The following is an 18,700-nucleotide window of genomic DNA, read 5'->3' as shown; positions in this document are numbered from 1 at the left end:
GGCGTTGGCGTTGCGGCCAATTTCCTTCTGTCCGTCATGTAGAGAGCAGGATGAAGCTCCACGTAGACGTCCCCTCTCCCCGTTTTTCACGGGGAGAGGGTAAGGGTGAGGGGCAGCGCGACGTTTCAGAACGAACACGCGCCTCAGACACCACCATCACCCCCCTGCCCCAACCGCCCGCCATTGCCTGACCTTACGCCGGACGCTACAAATTCCGCCGACAGGGGCAAACAGGCAGGTAATCTTGCAATCATCGACAGGCGCGGCCGCCACGCAGGGCGGCATTTCCTCCTCGCGGATAGACTCCATCCGCGCGGCCGAGGCCAAGATTTTCCGCAAGGCGCGGCCGAAATCGGAAGCTGCCGTCGGCAAGGGCGTGAAAGGGTTTTTCGGCGGCGTGCCGATGCACTGGATGAACGACTGGCCGACCCCTTTCCCGATCCTCGTCGAAAAGGCCAAGGGCGCGACCATCACCGATGTCGACGGCAACAAGCTTGCCGATTTCTGCCTCGGCGATACCGGCTCGATGTTCGGCCACTCGCCTGCCCCGGTGGCCAAGGCGATCCGCCGCCAGAGTCGCCGCGGCCTGACCTACATGCTGCCGTCGGAAGACGCGCTGGTGCTCGGCAAGCTGCTTTCCGAACGCTTCGGCCTGCCACATTGGCAGATCGCCACCACCGCCACCGACGCCAATCGTTTCGCGCTGCGCGTCGCCCGCGCCGTCACCAACCGGCCAAAAATCCTCGTCTTCAACGGCTGCTATCACGGCTCGGTCGATGAAACCTTCGTGCGGCTGGACAATGGCAAGCCGGCCAACAAACCCGGCCTCACCGGCGAATTCCGCGACCTCACACAGGGCACGAAAATCGTCGAATTCAACGACCTGCCGGCGCTTGAGGCAGCGCTTGCCGACCAGGATGTCGCCTGCGTCATCACCGAGCCGGTGCTGACCAATTGCTGTATGGTTCTGCCCGAACCAGGCTTCCTCGAAGGCTTGCGCAAGGCGACCCGCGCCACCGGCACGCTGCTGCTGATCGACGAAACCCACACCATCTCCACCGGCCCCGGCGGCTACACCCAGCGCTACGGGCTGGAGCCCGACCTTTTCGTGCTTGGTAAACCGGTCGCCGGCGGTGTGCCGGCCAGTGTCTGGGGCATAAGCGACGAACTTGCCGCGCGCTACGAAGCCTATAACCGTTCCAAGCAGCCCGGCTATTCCGGCATGGGCACGACGCTTTCGGCCAACCCGCTGCAATTCGCCGCCATGCGCGCAGCCCTTGAAGAGGTGATGACCGAGGAAAACTACGCCCATATGGAAAAGCTCGCCGGCAGGCTCGCTGCCGGGCTGGAGGCCGCGATAGCAAAGCACAAGCTGCCCTGGCATGTCCGCCGCGTCGGCGCGCGCGTCGAGTTCATCTGCGCGCCGGGACCGCTGAAGAACGGCAGCGAGGCCGATGCCGCCCACGCATCCGAGCTCGAAGCGGCCATTCACGTCGCTCTGGTCAATCGCGGCATTCTCATTGCGCCGTTCCACAACATGATGCTGATTTCGCCGGCCACCACAAAGGCGCAGGTCGACCGCCTGATCTCGGCTTTCGGCGACATTGCCGCGCAACTCACGGCGTGAGACAAGCGCCTTTCACAACAGAGTATCCCTAAATGACTTCACCCACCGGTTCGACCGCCGACGAGGCCAAGGCGTTTCTCGAAGCGCATCCCGAGATCGAAGCCTTCGATATCGTGCTGACCGACGCCAACGGCATCGGCCGCGGAAAAATCATCCGCCGGCATGAGTTGATGGGCATCTATGAGGGCGGCCGGCATCTGCCGATCTCCATCCTCGGCCTCGACATCACCGGCGAGGACGTGCACGAAACCGGGCTGATCTGGGATTCCGGCGACGGCGACCTGCGCGCTTGGCCCATCCCCGGCACGCTGAAGCCGCTGCACGCGACCAACCCGCCGCGCGGCCAGTTGCTGATGTCGATGTTCCATCTCGACGGCGCGCCGATGACCTCCGACCCACGGCTGGCACTGGTGCGGCAGGTCGAGGCGCTTGCGGCCAGAGGCCTGCATCCGGCGGGCGCCTTCGAGCTCGAATTTTTTCTCCTCGCAAATGAGCGCGATGGCGAAGGCCGCGTGCAGCCCGCAAGTGCTGTGCTCGACGGGCGCAAAAGCGGCAAGACCGAGGTCTATTCGGTCGACCATCTCCATGGCATGGAGCCGTTGTTTTCCGACATCTACGCCGCCGCCAAGGCGCAAGGTATTCCAGCGGAGACCGTCATTTCGGAATATGCGCCCGGCCAATACGAGCTGACGCTGCACTACCGCAAGGACATCATGCAGGCAGCAGACGACTTGTTGATGCTGAAGCGGCTGGTGCGCATGCAGGCCCGCCGCCACGGCGTCACCGCCTGCTTCATGGCCAAGCCGATCGAGAAATATGCCGGCTCCGGCATGCACCTGCATGTCTCGCTGCAGGACGATGCCGGCAAGAACGTCTTCACTGAAGCCAAAGAAGGCGCATGGTCGCCCGCGCTGCTGCATGCGCTGGGCGGGCTGACTGAAACCATGGCCGAATCCATGCTGATCTTTGCCCCGCATGCCAATTCCTGGCGGCGCTTCGTCTCGCAGTCCTATGCGCCGATCGCGCCGACATGGGGCGTCAACAATCGCTCGGTGGCCCTGCGTGTACCTGCAGGCGACGCAAAAAACCGCCGCATCGAGCATCGTCCGTCAGGCGTCGATGCCAATCCTTATCTGGTCGCAGCGACCGTGCTTGCCGGTATTGCGAAAGGCCTCGACGAAAAGCTCGATCCCGGCCCGGAAACCACCGGCAACGGCTACGAGCAAGGCGCCTCAAGCAGTTCCATGCCCGCCGACTGGCGCTCGGCCATCGAGGCGGCCAAGGGTTCGTCTTTCCTCAAACAGGCGCTCGGCGAGGATTTGCACCGCACGTTCACAGCGATCAAGGAAGCCGAACTGTTCCGCGTCGCCCGCACCGTGAGCGAGCTGGATTATCATCTTTATTTGCATGAAGTGTGAGGGGATCGGGGGACGTCCTTCGAGGCTCGCTTTGCGAGCACCTCTGGATGAGGGCCGTCAGCGCGACCGGCATTACCCCCACCCCCTTGTGGGCAGGGCAATCGCATATGGCACGGCTTACCCCCACTCCGTCGCGCTTCGCGCGCCACCTCTCCCCCTCAAAAGGGGAGAGGAAGGGTGCCAGCCTTGCGGACGGCTTTTCCTCTCCCCCGTCGATCGGGGGAGAGGTGGCTCGGCGAAGCCGAGACGGAGTGGGGGTCGAACTCCATACGAGATTGCCCTGCCCACAAGGGTCGGGGGTAAGGGGTGGGGGTGTTTCAAATGCGAAGCCCTGCGACAAGGAAGAGCAATCACCGCACCAATATCGCCCTGAGATCATTCACATTCGTGCCCGTCGGCCCTGGAACAAACAAATCGCCGACCGAATTGAACGCCGTCCAGGCATTGTTGGCGGCAAGCATCGCCTTGGCATCGACGCCCCCGGCGCGCATGCGGGCAACGCTCGTGCCGTCGGCAAAGGCACCGGCATTGTCTTCCGAACCATCGATGCCGTCCGTATCTGCCGCAAGCGCGTGGATACCGGACACACCATCAATGCCGAGCGCGAAGGCGAGCAGGAATTCGCTGTTCCGGCCGCCCTTACCCTTGGCCCGCAGCGTCACCGTGGTTTCGCCGCCCGACAGGATCAGCACCGGCTTTTTGAATGGCCGGTCTTTCGTGGCCACTTCGCGCGCGATGGCCGCATGGACCGCGCCGATATCTCGTGCCTCACCCTCGATCGAATCCGACAGGATCACCGCCTCGACGCCCTGCTTCTTCGCTTCCGCAGCCGCTGCTTCCAGCGACACGGCAGCCGAAGCGATCACCCGAACCGCGTTGCGAGCGAAACGGCTGTCATCCGGGCGCGGCGCGTCTGCTTGGGGCGCATTCAGATGCGCCATCACAGCCGCCGGCAATTTCATGCCGTAGGTTTCAACGATCTTCAGCGCATCTGCGCGCGATGCATCGTCCGGCACGGTCGGACCGGAGGCGACCAGCGCCGGATTGTCGCCGGGAATATCGGAAACGACAAGCGATACGACACGCGCCGGATGCGCAGCAGCGGCGAGCCGCCCGCCCTTGATCGTCGAGACATGCTTGCGCACCGCGTTCATCGCCGAGATCGGCGCGCCGGAGGCGAGCAGTGCCTCGTTGACTGCGATTTCGTCGGCCAGCGTCAAACCTTCCGGCGGCGACGGCAGCAGCGCGGAGCCGCCGCCGCAGACCAGCGCAATGACGAGATCGTCAGCGCTCAGCCCACTCACCATGTCGAGCAGCGCCTTCGATGCTTCGATCCCCGCCGCATCCGGCACCGGGTGCGACGCCTCCAGAACGCGGATACGCTCGCAGGGCGCGGCGTAGCCGTAGCGCGTGACGATGACGCCCTCGAGCGGCCCGTCCCACGCCTTCTCCAGCGCCGCCGCCATCTGCGCCGCCCCTTTGCCAGCGCCGATTACGATGGTGCGGCCCCTGGGCTTTTCCGGCAGGTGGCTGCGGATTGTCAGTTCGGGATCGGCTGCTGCAACAGCGGCGTTGAAGATGGAGGTTAGGAAGGTCTTGGGGTCGATGTTTTTCAGGTCAGCCACGTTCGATCATCCGTATCGGTATCAAATAACAAACGCGGCGCTGCCCCTCACCCTTACCCTCTCCCCGTGAAAAACGGGGAGAGGGGGTCGCCGGCGTTGCGGCCAGCCTCCTTCTCCCCGTCACTATACGGGGAGAAGGTGCCGGCAGGCGGATGAGGGGCGGCGCCAACCTTTCAAGCCTTTGCCTCAGCCGGCAACGCCAGCCCCGCATAATCCAGCCCCAGATGCTCGCACACGGCACGAACCACCACCTCATGATCCTGCCTCTCCGGCAGACCCGAAACGGTGATGCAGCCGATGACGCCGGCGCCCTTCACGGTCACCGGAAAGCCGCCGCCCGCCAGCACGTAGTCAGCGATGTCCAGCCCCTCGCTGGGCTTGAAGGAGCGGTCGGGGCGATCCTGTTCCAGCACCATGCGGTAGGTGCTTTTGAGGAAGCGTTTCACCACATTGATCTTGCGGCGCGCCCAGTCGGGATTGGATGCGTTCGAGCCGGGCATGGCGGCATAGAACAGCGGGCGGTCCCAGGTCCGGATATCGACAATGATGCCAAAACCGTCCTTCAGCGCCCGGTCGCGTATGCGCGAACCCACGGCAAAGGCGGTCGCCTCGTCGAAGGTAGGAAACACCAACTCGCGCTCCTGCCGAATGATCGTCTGGATATCGTCAGCAGCGCCCAATCTTTCCTCCGCGATCCAACCATGCCGATAATCGATGCCGTGGTTTTATGACATGATGACGGTGGGTCAAGCCCGGATCAGGCGGCAGCCAATTCCATCGTGCTCTTTGCCGGCCTGCCGGCGACATAGACCTCGCGGATGGCGCGGTCGTCGCCCATGGTCTGGAGCAGAAACAGTTCCTCGGCGAGCGTCTCCACCCGCTCCATCCTCAGCCGCATACCCGGCGTTGCACGAGAATCCAGCACGACGATATCCGCGTCCGTACCGGCATCCAGCGTCCCGACCTTGTCGTCCAGCGAAAGCGCCTGTGCGTTGCCGAGCGTCATCTGCCAGAACGAGGCGAAGGGGGTAAGCTTCTCGCCATTCAACGCGATCACCTTGTAGCCCTCGTCCATGGTACGCAGCATCGAATAGCTGGTGCCGCCGCCGACATCGGTCGCAGCCGCGATGCGGATCGGCTTCTCGCGCTGCCGGAACCGCTGGTAGTCGAACAGGCCGGAGCCGAGAAACAGGTTGGAAGTGGGGCAGAACACGGCCACCGAACCGGTTTCCGACATGGCATCGGCCTCGCGCTCGGAAAGGTGGATGCAGTGGCCGAACAGGCTCCTTTTACCGAGCAACCCGTAATGCTCGTAGACATCCGTATAGTCCTTCGACCACGGATAAAGCTGCTGCGTGAAGGCGATCTCGGCGTGGTTTTCCGATAGATGCGTCTGCATATGCAGGTCAGGATGCTCGCGCATCAGCGCGCCCGCCATCTCCATCTGCTCCGGCGAAGAGGTGATGGCGAAGCGCGGCGTCACCGCGTAATGCTGCCGGCCTCGCCCGTGCCATTCGGCGATCAGCGCCTTGGTGTCGTCATAGCTCGATTGCGGAGTGTCAAGCACACCCTCGGGCGCATTGCGGTCCATCATAACCTTGCCGGCGATGGTCAGCATGTTGCGGTCATGCGCTTCAGCAAAGAACGCTTCCGCCGACTGCCTGTGCACCGAGCAATAGGCCGCGACCGTCGTCGTGCCCTGCCGTACCATCTCGTCCAGGAACAGCCGTGCGATGCGGCGGCCATGCTGCGCGTCGCGGAAGTGCGATTCTTCCGGGAAGGTGTAGGTATTCAGCCAGTCGAGCAGCTCGGCGCCATAAGACGCTATGATGTGCATCTGCGGCACATGCACATGCGCGTCGATAAAACCTGGCAACAGCAGATGCGGCCGATGGTCGATGACCTGGACGCCCGCGCCCGCCTGTACGGCGACTTCCGCATAGGGGCCGGCGGCAACGATCGTGCCGTCGCGCAGCAGCAGGCCGCCGTCTTCCTCGTAGCGATAGGCGGCGTGGTCGTCGACGCTGTCGGGCCAGCGCAAGAAGGAAAGCGTGCGGCCGCGAAGGAGTGTTTCCGTCATATTATTTCTTCTTCGCCTCTTCGAACCAGGTCACCAGCAATTCCCGCTCCTGCGGGGTAATCGCGGTAACATTGCCGGGCGGCATGGCGTGACTGCGCCCGGCCTGGAGATAGATTTCGCGAGCGTGGGCTGCAATCGCTTCATCCGTTTCGAGGATCACGCCCTTCGGGGCCTGATAGACGCCCTCATAGACCGGCTCGGCGGCATGGCACATGGAACAGCGGCCAAGCACCGTGTCGCGTACCGCCGGGAAATGCGACGAGGCGATATAGGTCTGGTCGGCGGCTGCGGTCTTCGGCTCGCCGGTCAGGATTTTCGGCACCGTCGAAAGCCAGACGATGATGATGAACAGGATGACGGTTGCCAGCCACGTCCAGGTCGGGTTGCCCTTGCGGGCGTGCAGGCTGTTGAAATAATGCCGGATCAGCACGCCGATGATGAAGACCAGCGATGCGATCACCCAGCTGAACTGCGTGCCGAACGCCAGCGGATAGTGGTTCGACAGCATCAGGAACAGCACCGGCAGCGTCAGATAGTTGTTGTGCAGCGAGCGCTGCTTGGCGATCTTGCCGTATTTCGGGTCGGGCTTGCGGCCCGCGATCAGGTCGGCGACGACGATCTTCTGGTTCGGGATGATGACCATGAAGACATTGGCCGACATGATCGTGGCGGTGATGGCGCCGAGATGCAGGAAGGCCGCACGCCCGGTAAACAGATGCGTCAGGCCCCAGGCCATGAAAACCAGGATAACATAAAGGATCAGCATCAGCGCGGTATCGGCCTTGCCGATCAGCCAGCGGCACAGAAGATCGTAGACAATCCAGCCACCCGCCAGGCAGGCCAGCGAAATCAGGATACCGACCGGCACTGAGACGTCGAGCACATTGCGGTCGATCAGGAACAGGTCCGCGCCGGCATAATAGACGATTGCCAGCATGGCGAAGCCGGACATCCAGGTGGCGTAGGACTCCCATTTGAACCAGGTGAGATGCTCGGGCATCTCGGCCGGTGCCACCAGATATTTCTGGATATGGTAGAACCCGCCGCCATGAACCTGCCATTCCTCACCGAAAGCGCCTTGCGGCAGGCCGGGACGCTGGCGCAGGCCGAGATCGAGCGCGACGAAATAGAAGGACGAGCCGATCCAGGCGATGCCCGTTATCACGTGCAGCCAGCGCACGGCGAAGCTCACCCAATCCCATAGTATCGCGAAATCGTTCATGTCGGCCCTCTCTACCACCTCGACTTTACGGCCTTGCGCCCAAACCGAAAGGGGCGAGGTGCACGATGACTTTCAAAAAAAAATGTAAAATACTAGGATGATTATATCGTTCGCCAACGGAACAGCGGGTACGCATGGCCTATCTCGACAACATCGCCGTCTTCGTCCGCGTCGTCGAACTCGGCAACCTGTCTGCAGCCGGACGCGACATGCGGATATCCCCTGCTGTCGCGTCGAATCGCATCAAGGAGCTGGAAAAGCATCTCGGCGTGCGCCTGTTCAACCGCACGACGCGGCAATTGATGCCGACCGAACAAGGCACCGTGTTCTATGCCGGGGCCAAGCAGGTGCTGGAGGCGATTACCGAGGCGGAGGCCGCCGTCAGCGCGCTATCAGGCCAGCCGCGCGGCACGATCCGCGTCACCGCCCCGCTCGGCATGGGTCGGCGGCTGATTGCGTCCGGCATTCCCGATTTCCACGACAAATATTCCGATATCGAAGTGCGGCTTCGCCTGTCGGACCACAATGTCGATATCATGAAGGAAGGCATCGACGTCGCCTTCCGGCTCGGGCTGCTTGAGGATTCCAGCCTGAGGATGCGCGGCATCATGGAATGCGAGCGCGTGCTGGTCGCAGCCCCCTCCTACCTCGAACAGCGCGGCGAGCCGCAGCATCCGCAGGAGCTGGTGGACAAGAAGCACGACTGCCTGATGCTGCGCTTTCCCGGCATGCGCGAGTTCTACTGGACCCTGAACACGCCGTCCGGCCCGGCCAAATTCGAAGTCCATGGGCCGTTCGATTCCGACGATGGTGATGTCCTGACCGGCTGGGCGCTGTCTGGGCGCGGCATCGTCAACAAGCCGCGTTTCGAGGTCGAGCCCTTTATTCGCGACTGGCGGCTGAAGGTGATCCTGCCCGAAACGCCGCCAACCCCGATCCAGCTCGCCGCCGTCTATCCGCACAAGAACCTGCAGGACCCGAAAGTGCGCCTGCTGCTCGACTTCATGGCCGAGCGCTGCCAGCGGCTGATCAAGGATATTCTGGCGGGGAAGTAGGGCGTCAGATCAGGCTTTTTTTGCCAACGCCATCATGATCTCGGCCGCGGCCATCGCCGCGATCACTGCCGGGCGCTTGTCCTTCACCGCATCGCCGCCGATGGGCGAGACGAGGCGCGCGAAGGCGTCTTCGGTGCCGTTCGCGGTCTTGAGATACCAGCTCCTGAACGTCGCCTTCTTGGTCTTCGAGCCGATCATGCCGACATAGGCCGCATCGTCGCGCTTCAGCGCTTCCGCGACAATCAGGAAATCCAGCGCGTGGTCATGCGTCAGCACGACGAAGGCAGCGCCCGCCGGTGCCTCGCGCACCATTTCCTCCGGCATCGGCGTCAACCGCGTCTCTGTCGATTCCGGCATGCCTTCCAGAGCCTCGGCGCGGGTTTCGACGACAATGACGTGAACCGGCAGGAGAGAAAAGGCCGAAGCCAGCGCATGGCCGACATGACCGCCGCCGAACACATAGATATGCGGGCTTCTGGCATCCTCGATGCGGGCTTCTTCGATCAGGTTTTGACGCAGGGGGTCGTCGACCACGCTGATAGAGAGATTAACCCGACCGCCGCAACATTGGCCGATTTCGGGGCCAAGCGGGATGTCGAGCACTATACCCTCCCCCTTGCGGGGAGGTTCGATCTGCGAAGCGGAGCGGGGTTGGGGTGGTAACGGGTTCGCACCATTCTGAGCCACCCCCACCCGACCCTCCGGGCCACCCTCCCCGCAAGGGGGAGGGAGGAGCGCTTCCGCCAACATCTCCCGCGCCTTGTCGATCGCCATGAATTCCAGTTGGCCACCGCCGATAGTCCCGAAGATCGCATCAGGCGAAACCAGCATTTTCGTGCCGGCCTCTCGCGGGGTCGAACCCTTTGCCTCTGCCACCTCGACGAGTGCGACCGCCGGCGACACGTCGAAGAAGGCGCGCAGGCTTTCGGCGTTGCGTGTCACTTGCCCGCCGCTTCAGCCTTCAGCCGCTCGACCGCCATCAGCACACGCTCAGGCGTGGCGGGCGCGTCGAGGCGCGGGCAAATCTTGTGATCGGCAACGCTCGCCACTGCGTCCGACAACGCGTGCAGCACCGACATGCCATGCGGCAGCGGCGGCTCGCCGACGGCCTTCGAGCGATGGATCGTCGGCTCATAGGCCTGCGACCAGTCCGTCAGCGCCACGTTGAAGATTTTCGGCCGGTCCGAGGCGAGCGGGATCTTGTAGGTCGAAGGCGCATGGGTGCGCAGGCGGCCCTTGTCGTCCCACACCAGTTCTTCGGTGGTGAGCCAGCCCATGCCCTGGATGAAACCGCCTTCGACCTGACCGATGTCGATCGCCCGGTTCAGCGAGCGTCCGGTATCGTGCAGAATATCCGTGCGCTCAACGACATATTCGCCGGTCAGCGTATCGATGGAGACCTCCGAACAGGCCGCGCCATAGGCGTAGTAGTAGAAGGCATGGCCGCGGCCCTTGGCTCGATCCCAATGGATTTTCGGCGTCTTGTAGAAGCCGGCGGCCGACAACTGGATGCGGTTGAGATAGGCCTGCTTGACCAGTTCGTTGAAGCCGATCTCCTGATTGCCGATGCGCACGCGGTTCGGCAGGAACACCACCTGATCGGTCGGCACCTGATATTTTTCGGCGGCAAAATCGGTGAGCCGCTTGCGGATCTGCCGCGCGGCATCCTGCGCCGCCATGCCGTTCAGGTCGGCTCCCGAGGACGCCGCCGTCGGCGCGGTATTGGGCACCTTGGCCGTGGTCGTCGCGGTAATCTTGACGCGGTCGAGGTCGATCTGGAACTCCTCGGCCACCACCTGCGCGACCTTGAGATGCAGCCCCTGCCCCATCTCGGTGCCGCCATGGTTCATATGCACGGAGCCGTCATTGTAGACATGCACCAGCGCGCCGGCCTGGTTGGACTCCGTCTTGGTGAAGGATATGCCGAACTTGACCGGCGTCAGCGCCATGCCGCGCTTGATGAAGCGGCTGTTGGCATTGAACGCATCAATCGTGCGGCGGCGGCCGGCATAGTCGGCACTTTCCGCCAGTTCCGCCACGATGCGGTGGATGATGTTGTCCTCGACCTTCTGGTGATAGGGCGTGACGTTGCGCTCGCCTTCAGCGCCCATCGGGTCATAAAAGTTCAGCTTGCGGATTTCGAGCGGGTCCTTGCCGACGGCGAAGGCCACCTCATCGATGACGCGCTCGGCCCCAACCATGCCCTGCGGGCCGCCGAAGCCACGAAATGCCGTGTTGGAAACCGTGTTGGTGTAGAGCGGCGCGGACTTGGCGTGCACATGCGGATAGAAATAGGCGTTGTCGCAGTGGAACAGCGCGCGGTCGCCAACGGGACCCGACAGATCGGCGGAAAAGCCGGCATTCAGCGCGAACATGAAGTCGACGCCGAGGATATTGCCCTCATCGTCGAAGCCGACCTCATAGTCGATGGCGAAGTCGTGGCGCTTGCCGGTGGCGGTCATGTCCTCGTCGCGGTCGAGCCTGATCTTGACGGCTCTGCCGTGCTTCTTGGCGGCGATCGCAGCGATTGCCGCGCATTGGTTCGCCTGCGTTTCCTTGCCGCCGAACCCACCGCCCATGCGCCGCACTTCCACCGTCACGGCATGGCTCGGCACGCCCAGCACATGGGCGACGAGATGCTGCGTCTCGCTCGGCCCCTGCGTCGAGCAATAGACGATGACCTCGTCATCCTCGCCCGGTATCGCCAGCGACACCTGGCCCTCGAGATAGAAATGATCCTGGCCGCCGAGTTTCATGCGGTTCTTGATGCGGTGCGGTGCCGCTGCGATGGCAGCCGCCGCATCGCCGCGCGTTAGCGTCAGCGGCGTCGTCACCTGCTTGTCTTTTTCGGGATCGAGGTTCCAGATATCGAAGATCCCCGGCAGTTCCTCGTATTCGATCTTCGCGAGGCGGGCAGCAGAGCGGCCCTGCTCGCGCGTTTCGGCAATGACGGCAAAGATCGGCTGACCATGGAATTGCACCTTGCCTTCCGCGAAAACCGGATCGTCATGCATGCCGCTCGGCGAGACGTCGTTCTCGCCCGGCACGTCGGCATGGGTAAGCACGTCAACCACACCGGGCGCGCTCCGCACCGCCGACAGATCGACCGATTTTAGCTTGCCATGCGCAACGCTCGACAGGCCGATGCCGACATGCAGCGTGCCCGCCGGCTCCGGCATGTCGTCGATATAGACGGCGGTGCCGGCGACATGCTTGTGCGCTGAATCGTGGCGCTGGTCTGTGTGAACGCCACCGGCGATCTTGGCTGCTTTCAGGTTGGGGGAAGCGTGTTTGTTCATGAGCAAGCTCTCCCGGCCGGGCAGCGCTCTACGTTGCCCCCCTCTGGCCTGCCGGCCATCTCCCCCACAGGTGGGGAGACTAGCTGTGTCGCTCGCCCCGCATATTCTGAAACGTCCAAGATTGGCGAAAGCCATGATGAAGGCTGATCTCCCCACCCGTGGGGGAGATGGCCGGCAGGCCAGAGGGGGGCGCGAAGGAACGTGGCATTCAATGTTAGGTTCATGACCGTCACCTCACGCTACCCGGTGCCGCGAGACCTGGATCGGCGCTTTTCCGCCTTGGCTCTCCGCAAAGAACCGCATCAGCAAATTGCGCGCAGCCAGCATACGATATTCCGCCGTCGCGCGCATATCGGTCAGCGGGGTGAAGTCTTCGGCATATTTTGTCATGGCCGCTTCCACGGCCGCTTCGGTCCATGGCTTGCCGGTCAATGCCGCCTCCACCGCCCGCGCCCGCTTCGGCGTCGCCGCCATGCCGCCATAGGCGATGCGGATGGAGGCGACGGTGCCATCCCTCGCAAGCGTCAGAAGAAACGCGCCCAGGGCGGCCGTGATGTCCTCGTCGCGGCGCTTGGTGATCTTGTAGGCGGCAAAATAACTATCTTTCGCCGGCACCGGCACATGCACGGCCTCGACGAATTCGCCCGGCTGCCGGTCCTGCTTGCCATAGGCAATGAAGAATTCTTCCAGCGGGATCGTGCGCCGCGCCTTGCCCTTGCGCAGCGTCAGCGTCGCGCCGAGCGCGATGAAGGGTGGCGGCGTGTCGCCGATCGGCGAGCCGTTGGCGATGTTGCCGCCGATCGTTCCCATATTGCGCACCTGCTCGCCGCCGATGCGGTCGATGAGCGGCCCGAGGGCAGGAATGCGCTTCGACAGCGTCTCAAACGCTTCCGTATAAGTCACGCCGGCGCCGATGCTGACCAGGCCGTCCTTTTCCGAGATCGTGCGCAATCCGTCGAGATGGCCGATGAAGACCACCGGCGAAATATCGCGCATGTGCTTGGTGACCCACAGGCCGACATCGGTAGACCCTGCCACGATCGTCGGCTTCTGCTCGCTTTCGAGAATGGAGGCGAAATCGTCCACATCCGCCGGCACGATCAGGCGATGCTTTTCCGCACCGATCTCGACGCGCGAACCGTCGCGCAGCACAGTGAGTTTCTCGGTCACCGCCGCGCGCTCGACCGCCAGCGGGTCCTTGGCAACCTTGCCGTAGCTCGAAATAGCGCGGGCAGCGCGCATGATCGCCTCATAGCCGGTGCAGCGGCAGAGATTGCCCTGCAGCGCCTTTTCGATCGCCGCATCCGCCGGTTTTGGCTCTTTCATCCACAGCCCATAGAGCGACATGACGAAGCCCGGCGTGCAGAAACCGCATTGCGAGCCATGGAAATCGACCATTGCCTGCTGGACGGGATGCAGCTTGCCGGCCTCGCCGCGCAGATGCTCGATCGTCACGACATGGCAGCCATCCAGCGAACCGACGAAGCGGATGCAGGCATTGACGCTTTCATAGACCAGCTTGCCGTCCGTCAGCCGACCGACCAGCACCGTGCAGGCACCACAATCGCCCTCGGCGCAGCCTTCCTTGCTGCCGCGCAGCGAGCGGCGCAGGCGCAGATAGTCGAGCAGCGTCTCGTCGGGCGCGACCTGCGACAGCGCCACATCCTCGCCATTGAGCAGGAAGCGGATTTCGTTGCGGGTTTTGGTCATTTTCAATCTCTCCAACCGCAGCGCTGCCCCTCATCCGCCTGCCGGCACCTTCTCCCCGTAAACAGGGAGAAGAAGGAAGCTCCAACGCCGACGCCCCCCTCTCCCCGTTTACGGGGAGAGGGTAAGGGTGAGGGGCGGCACAAACCTGCAAATGCCATCGTCAACTCCCCCGATACGTCGAATAGCCGTAGGGCGAGATCAGCAGCGGCACATGATAATGCTTTTCTTCCGACATGCCGAAACGGATCGGCACCTCATCCAGGAACATCGGCTCCGGCAGCGCCAGCCCGGTGGCGCGGAAATAGGCGCCGGCCGAAAATACCAGTTCATACTGTCCGGCCTGGAATGCGTGCCCCGCAAGCAGCGGCTCGTCGCAGCGCCCGTCGGAGTTCGTCACCACGGTCTTTACCTTGCGGTGCGAATTGCCGCTGACCTTGAACAGCGAAATCGACAGGCCTGCGGCCGGCTTGCCGGAAGCCGTATCGAGAACATGGGTCGTCAGGCGCCCGCCATCCGTCGTCGACATACTGCCTCCCTGCTTGTGAACACGAACGATCGATTGTGCGGCAAATAAATGCCATGCATAAGTCCCGGAGAAGCCGAAGGCCACAAAAAGACTTTCAAAAATAATAAGGGGAATGCCCCGGCCAGTCTTTCGATTATTCTTAATCTGCAAGTTCGGCTTTCGCCGGAAGCCTGAGGGATTTCATGCGTTACGAAAGAGACATGCGCGGCTATGGCGCCAACCCGCCCGACCCGAAATGGCCGGGAGGCGCGCATGTCGCCGTGCAGTTCGTCGTCAACTACGAGGAAGGCGGCGAAAACTGCGTTCTGCATGGCGATGCCGCTTCCGAAGCCTTCCTGTCGGAGATCGTCGGCGCTGCCCCCTGGGTCGGCATGCGTCACTGGAACATGGAATCGATCTACGAATATGGCGCGCGCGCCGGCTTCTGGCGGCTGCACCGCATGTTCACCGAGGCAGAAGTTCCGGTCACCGTCTATGGTGTCGCCACAGCGCTTGCCCGCTCGCCCGACCAGGTGACCGCCATGCAGGAAGCCGGCTGGGAGATCGCCTCGCACGGGCTGAAATGGATCGACTACCGCGAGCATTCTCTCGAGGCTGAGCGCGCCGACATCGTTGAGGCGATAAGGCTCCACACCGAAGTCACCGGCGAGCGCCCGCGTGGCTGGTACACCGGGCGCACCTCGATCAACACGGTGCGACTGGCCTGCGAGGCAGGCGGCCTCGACTATATCTCCGACACCTATGACGACGAACTGCCCTACTGGCTCGAGCATCAGAACCACGCTCACCTGATCATCCCCTACACGCTCGACGCCAACGACATGCGTTTCGCGACGCCGCAGGGCTTCAATTCCGGCGACCAGTTCTACGCCTATCTGAAGGACTCCTTCGACACGCTCTACGCCGAAGGCAAGGCAGGCCGCCCGCGCATGATGAATATCGGCCTGCACTGCCGCCTCGTCGGCCGCCCCGGCCGCGCGGCAGCACTCAAGCGCTTCATCGATTACGTGAAAAGCCACGACAAGGTCTGGCTGGCGCGGCGCATCGACATCGCCCGCCATTGGCAGGAGCATCACCCCTATCAGCCGCAAGCGCTGCGCCCGTCAAAAATGGCGCGCGAAGAGTTCGTCGAAAAATTCGGCGGCATCTTCGAGCATTCGCCATGGATCGCGGAACGCGCCTACGGGCTGGAACTCGGATCGGCTCACGACAGCGCCGGTGGCCTGCACAATGCGCTCTGCCGGGCCTTCAGGTCAGCGAGTGAAAAGGAGCGGCTGGGCGTGCTGACCGCCCACCCCGACCTCGCCGGCAAGCTTGCGGCCGCAAAACGCCTGACACCGGAATCCACCCAGGAGCAGGCCTCCGCCGGGCTCGACGCCCTGACCGATGCCGAGCGCGAGCTCTTCTCCAAGCTCAACGCCGCCTATGTCACCACCTTCGGCTTTCCCTTCATTATCGCCGTAAAGGGCAAGACCAAGGACGATATTCTCGCCGCCTTCGAAACCCGCATCGGCAACAGCCGCGCCGAAGAATTCGAGACGGCCTGCAAGCAGGTGGAGCGCATCGCGCTGCTGCGCCTGAAAGACCTTTTACCCGCCTAGATCGTGAAAGCTCCGGCTTGGGCGGGATAACGCTCAACTACTAAGGACCCAGAATGGCCGACCGCACCTATTACGCCCCGACCGGAGGCCTGCCGCCGCAGACGCAGCTTTTGACCGGCCGTGCCGTCTTCACCGAGGCCTATGCCGTCATTCCCAAGGGCGTGATGAGCGACATCGTCGCCAGCCTGCTGCCTTTCTGGGACAACACCCGCGCCTGGGTGCTGTCGCGCCCGCTCTCTGGTTTTGCGGAGACGTTTTCGCAATACATCATGGAAATCGCTCCCGGCGGCGGCAGCGACAGGCCGGAGCCGGACGCAGGTGCCGAAGGCGCGCTCTTCGTGGTCGAGGGCGAACTGACCATCGCCTTGGACGGCAAGAAACATGTCCTGCAGCCGGGCGGGTTTGCTTTCCTGCCGCCGGCCAGCAAATGGACCGCCCGTAACGAGAGCGGCACACCCGTCCGTTTCCACTGGGTCCGCAAGGCCTATGACTATGTCGACGGCATCGACGTGCCGGAAGCCATCTTCGCCAACGAGAAAGCCATCGCGCCCTCCCCCATGCCGGGCACCGAGGGCAAATGGGCGACGACCCGCTTTGTCGATCCGGCCGACCTGCGCCACGACATGCATCTGACCATAGTGACCCTCGAGCCGGGCGCGGTGATTCCCTTCGCCGAAACGCATGTGATGGAGCACGGCCTCTATGTTCTGGAGGGCAAGGCCGTCTACCGCCTCAACCAGGACTGGGTCGAGGTCGAGGCCGGCGATTACATGTGGCTGCGCGCCTTCTGTCCGCAGGCCTGCTATGCCGGCGGACCGGGAAACTTCCGCTACCTGCTCTACAAGGACGTCAACCGGCATATGAAGCTGGGTGGCGCTGCTGTGCGCCGGCCCTAAACCGAAAGGACGCCGCCATGGATCGGATCATCACGGCAAAGCTGCTCACCCGCGAGAACTTCGCCGAGTTCGGCGATGTCATCGACAAGGGCGGCGACAACCACTACCCGATCAATGGTGGAAAGACCGAGCGCTATCACGATCTGGCCAAGGTGGACGCCGCCGGTCCGAACGCGCGCGTGCTGGTCAGCATAGGCGCCGGCACACCTTACAAATTTCCGCTGAAACTCTCCATGGTCGAGCGCCATCCCTTCGGCAGCCAGGCCTTCATCCCGCTGTCGCCGCGCCCCTTTCTCGTCGTCGTCTGCCACGATGGCGAGGACGGTCCGGAAACGCCGCACGCCTTCCTGACCCAGCCCGGCCAGGGCGTGAACTATCCGCGCAATCTGTGGCACGGCGTACTCACCCCCATCGGCAAAAAGCAGGACTTTCTGATCGTCGACCGTGGCGGCGACGGCTCGAACCTGGAAGAATTCCACTTCTCCCACCCTTACGAAATCCACCTGCCGGAAGCCCGATGACCGAAACCTCGCTGATCAACCGCCTGTTCGACGTCATCGAGGACGACATCGTGCCGAAGACGGCGGAAGGCGTGGCCCATGGCAACAAGCTGTTCGGTGCCGCGATCCTGCGCAAAGCCGACCTGTCGCTGGTGCTTGCCGAAACCAACAACGAGATCGAGAATCCCCTCTGGCACGGCGAGATGCATTGCCTGAAGCGTTTCTACGAAATGCCCAAGGCCGACCGCCCGGACACGAAGGACTGCATCTTCCTGTCAACCCACGAGCCCTGTTCGCTCTGCCTGTCGGCCATCACCTGGACCGGCTTCGACAATTTCTACTATCTTTTCTCCCACGAGGACTCGCGCGACAGCTTCGCCATCCCGCACGACCTGAAAATCCTCAAAGAGGTCTTCACGCTCGACCCCGGCGGCTACAATGCCGAGAACGCCTATTGGAAAAGCTTTTCCCTGCGCAAGCTGTTGCGAGAGTTACCTGAAGCCGAACGCCAGACGTTGGAGGAGCGTGTCGCCAAAATCTCGGCCAGATACGACCGGCTTTCGGGAGAATATCAGGACGGCAAGGCCGAGAATGATATTCCGCTGAATTGAGCTGGCTTCAGCGCTTGCTTGCGGCCTCATAGATCGCCGAGCGGTCCCGCCTGCCGACGGCTATGACCAGCACCACCAATTCACCGTCGATGACTTCATAAACCAGCCGGTAGCCCGAGCTGCGGAGCTTTATCTTGTAGCGATCCTTCGCGTCGCGGAGTTTGGCCGATGGCAGGCGCGGGTTCTCGCAGCGCTCTTTCAGCTTCTTGCGGAACTGTTCACGCGTATTGGCGTCGAGTTTCTTCCATTCCTTGAGTGCGGATGTGAGGAACTGGACCTCATATGGCATCGAGATCGACCCGGATGCGCTCCTCGCCCTTGCGGGCATCGGCAATCGCATTGAGTTCGAAATCCTCGATCCGGTCCATCATCGCCTCGAACGCCTTGGCTGGCACGCAATAGAAGGCCGGCTCATTGCGGTTCAGGATCGCGACCGGAAAGCCTTCGCCGGCCGCAACCGTTCCCATCGGGTTCTTTTTCAGCTCCGAAACGCTGGCCGTGACTTCGGCAAGAATGGTGTGAGGCACGAG

Annotated in this window: 17 protein-coding genes; 7 read left to right on the top strand and 10 right to left on the bottom strand. The window is 62.9% G+C overall.

Features of this window, described 5'->3' with window-relative positions; translation table 11 throughout:
• Positions 1-244: 244 nt before the first annotated feature.
• A complete protein-coding gene (locus tag G6N74_RS23265; protein WP_205826824.1) occupies positions 245-1,627 on the top strand; it encodes an aspartate aminotransferase family protein in 1,383 nt (460 codons plus the stop codon).
• Between the two features lie 32 nt (positions 1,628-1,659).
• Positions 1,660-3,045 (top strand): glutamine synthetase family protein, encoded by a 1,386-nt coding sequence (locus G6N74_RS23260; protein WP_165120392.1) that lies wholly within the window; start codon positions 1,660-1,662, stop codon positions 3,043-3,045.
• Positions 3,046-3,395: 350 nt separating this feature from the next.
• Here the strand turns inward: G6N74_RS23260 and G6N74_RS23255 are convergent, their stop codons facing one another.
• The 4 genes from G6N74_RS23255 to G6N74_RS23240 form a co-directional block, all read right to left on the bottom strand.
• Positions 3,396-4,661, bottom strand: coding sequence for a glycerate kinase type-2 family protein (locus G6N74_RS23255; RefSeq protein WP_165120426.1), 1,266 nt, complete (start codon positions 4,659-4,661; stop codon positions 3,396-3,398).
• Positions 4,662-4,843: 182 nt separating this feature from the next.
• The gene (locus tag G6N74_RS23250) at positions 4,844-5,350 is read right to left on the bottom strand and encodes a heme-degrading domain-containing protein (protein ID WP_165120391.1); all 507 of its coding nucleotides are present in this window, start codon (positions 5,348-5,350) and stop codon (positions 4,844-4,846) included.
• A gap of 77 nt (positions 5,351-5,427) precedes the next feature.
• Positions 5,428-6,750: a guanine deaminase gene (gene guaD, locus G6N74_RS23245; protein WP_165120390.1), complete on the bottom strand. Its 1,323-nt coding sequence runs from the start codon at positions 6,748-6,750 to the stop codon at positions 5,428-5,430.
• Position 6,751: 1 nt separating this feature from the next.
• Positions 6,752-7,972, bottom strand: a complete 1,221-nt coding sequence (locus G6N74_RS23240) for a urate hydroxylase PuuD (RefSeq protein ID WP_165120389.1) — start codon at positions 7,970-7,972, stop codon at positions 6,752-6,754.
• Between the two features lie 134 nt (positions 7,973-8,106).
• On the opposite strand from G6N74_RS23240, the gene G6N74_RS23235 reads away from it, so the two are divergent.
• Positions 8,107-9,027: a LysR family transcriptional regulator gene (locus tag G6N74_RS23235; protein ID WP_165120388.1), complete on the top strand. Its 921-nt coding sequence runs from the start codon at positions 8,107-8,109 to the stop codon at positions 9,025-9,027.
• A 9-nt stretch (positions 9,028-9,036) separates the two neighbouring features.
• On the opposite strand, the gene xdhC is transcribed toward G6N74_RS23235, so the two are convergent.
• From xdhC to uraH, 4 genes are all read right to left on the bottom strand, one after another.
• Positions 9,037-9,969: a xanthine dehydrogenase accessory protein XdhC gene (xdhC, locus tag G6N74_RS23230; RefSeq protein WP_165120387.1), complete on the bottom strand. Its 933-nt coding sequence runs from the start codon at positions 9,967-9,969 to the stop codon at positions 9,037-9,039.
• A complete protein-coding gene (xdhB, locus tag G6N74_RS23225; RefSeq protein WP_165120386.1) occupies positions 9,966-12,326 on the bottom strand; it encodes a xanthine dehydrogenase molybdopterin binding subunit in 2,361 nt (786 codons plus the stop codon). Before xdhB ends, xdhC begins: the two co-directional genes overlap by 4 nt.
• A 234-nt stretch (positions 12,327-12,560) precedes the next feature.
• Positions 12,561-14,036: a xanthine dehydrogenase small subunit gene (gene xdhA, locus G6N74_RS23220; protein ID WP_205826823.1), complete on the bottom strand. Its 1,476-nt coding sequence runs from the start codon at positions 14,034-14,036 to the stop codon at positions 12,561-12,563.
• Between the two features lie 160 nt (positions 14,037-14,196).
• Positions 14,197-14,562 carry a hydroxyisourate hydrolase gene (gene uraH / locus G6N74_RS23215; protein WP_165120384.1) on the bottom strand — a complete coding sequence of 122 codons (366 nt, stop codon included), beginning with the start codon at positions 14,560-14,562 and terminating at the stop codon, positions 14,197-14,199.
• A 182-nt stretch (positions 14,563-14,744) separates the two neighbouring features.
• Between uraH and puuE the strand changes: the two genes are divergently transcribed.
• The 4 genes from puuE to G6N74_RS23195 are packed head-to-tail and all read left to right on the top strand — an operon-like array spanning position 14,745 to position 18,170.
• Complete coding sequence (puuE, locus tag G6N74_RS23210) at positions 14,745-16,163, top strand: allantoinase PuuE (protein ID WP_165120383.1); 1,419 nt, start codon at positions 14,745-14,747, stop codon at positions 16,161-16,163.
• A 53-nt stretch (positions 16,164-16,216) separates the two neighbouring features.
• Complete coding sequence (locus G6N74_RS23205; RefSeq protein WP_165120382.1) at positions 16,217-17,059, top strand: bifunctional allantoicase/(S)-ureidoglycine aminohydrolase; 843 nt, start codon at positions 16,217-16,219, stop codon at positions 17,057-17,059.
• 17 nt (positions 17,060-17,076) lie between these two features.
• Positions 17,077-17,580 carry an ureidoglycolate lyase gene (locus G6N74_RS23200; protein WP_165120381.1) on the top strand — a complete coding sequence of 168 codons (504 nt, stop codon included), beginning with the start codon at positions 17,077-17,079 and terminating at the stop codon, positions 17,578-17,580.
• On the top strand, positions 17,577-18,170 hold the full coding sequence (locus G6N74_RS23195) for a nucleoside deaminase (RefSeq protein ID WP_165120380.1): 594 nt from the start codon (positions 17,577-17,579) through the stop codon (positions 18,168-18,170). Before G6N74_RS23200 ends, G6N74_RS23195 begins: the two co-directional genes overlap by 4 nt.
• A 7-nt stretch (positions 18,171-18,177) precedes the next feature.
• Here G6N74_RS23195 and G6N74_RS23190 read toward each other — a convergent pair whose 3' ends face one another.
• Together G6N74_RS23190 and G6N74_RS23185 are read right to left on the bottom strand one after the other, a co-directional pair.
• Complete coding sequence (locus G6N74_RS23190) at positions 18,178-18,459, bottom strand: type II toxin-antitoxin system RelE family toxin (RefSeq protein ID WP_165120379.1); 282 nt, start codon at positions 18,457-18,459, stop codon at positions 18,178-18,180.
• Complete coding sequence (locus G6N74_RS23185) at positions 18,449-18,697, bottom strand: type II toxin-antitoxin system Phd/YefM family antitoxin (RefSeq protein ID WP_165120378.1); 249 nt, start codon at positions 18,695-18,697, stop codon at positions 18,449-18,451. The genes G6N74_RS23190 and G6N74_RS23185 overlap by 11 nt, the downstream gene beginning before the upstream one ends.
• Positions 18,698-18,700 lie beyond the last annotated feature (3 nt).

Source organism: Mesorhizobium zhangyense, assembly GCF_011045115.1.
Lineage (GTDB): Bacteria > Pseudomonadota > Alphaproteobacteria > Rhizobiales > Rhizobiaceae > Mesorhizobium_M > Mesorhizobium_M zhangyense.
This window is presented reverse-complemented; position numbering and strand designations above follow the sequence as displayed.

Bases quoted from the DNA above. Each gene is read 5' to 3' on its own strand.
- G6N74_RS23260 (WP_165120392.1), top strand. From the start codon at position 1,660: ATGACTTCACCCACCGGTTCGACCGCCGACGAGGCCAAGGCGTTTCTC.
- guaD (WP_165120390.1), bottom strand. From the start codon at position 6,750: ATGACGGAAACACTCCTTCGCGGCCGCACGCTTTCCTTCTTGCGCTGG.
- G6N74_RS23240 (WP_165120389.1), bottom strand. From the start codon at position 7,972: ATGAACGATTTCGCGATACTATGGGATTGGGTGAGCTTCGCCGTGCGC.
- G6N74_RS23235 (WP_165120388.1), top strand. From the start codon at position 8,107: ATGGCCTATCTCGACAACATCGCCGTCTTCGTCCGCGTCGTCGAACTC.
- xdhB (WP_165120386.1), bottom strand. From the start codon at position 12,326: ATGAACAAACACGCTTCCCCCAACCTGAAAGCAGCCAAGATCGCCGGT.
- xdhA (WP_205826823.1), bottom strand. From the start codon at position 14,036: ATGACCAAAACCCGCAACGAAATCCGCTTCCTGCTCAATGGCGAGGAT.
- uraH (WP_165120384.1), bottom strand. From the start codon at position 14,562: ATGTCGACGACGGATGGCGGGCGCCTGACGACCCATGTTCTCGATACG.
- puuE (WP_165120383.1), top strand. From the start codon at position 14,745: ATGCGTTACGAAAGAGACATGCGCGGCTATGGCGCCAACCCGCCCGAC.
- G6N74_RS23205 (WP_165120382.1), top strand. From the start codon at position 16,217: ATGGCCGACCGCACCTATTACGCCCCGACCGGAGGCCTGCCGCCGCAG.
- G6N74_RS23200 (WP_165120381.1), top strand. From the start codon at position 17,077: ATGGATCGGATCATCACGGCAAAGCTGCTCACCCGCGAGAACTTCGCC.
- G6N74_RS23195 (WP_165120380.1), top strand. From the start codon at position 17,577: ATGACCGAAACCTCGCTGATCAACCGCCTGTTCGACGTCATCGAGGAC.
- G6N74_RS23190 (WP_165120379.1), bottom strand. From the start codon at position 18,459: ATGCCATATGAGGTCCAGTTCCTCACATCCGCACTCAAGGAATGGAAG.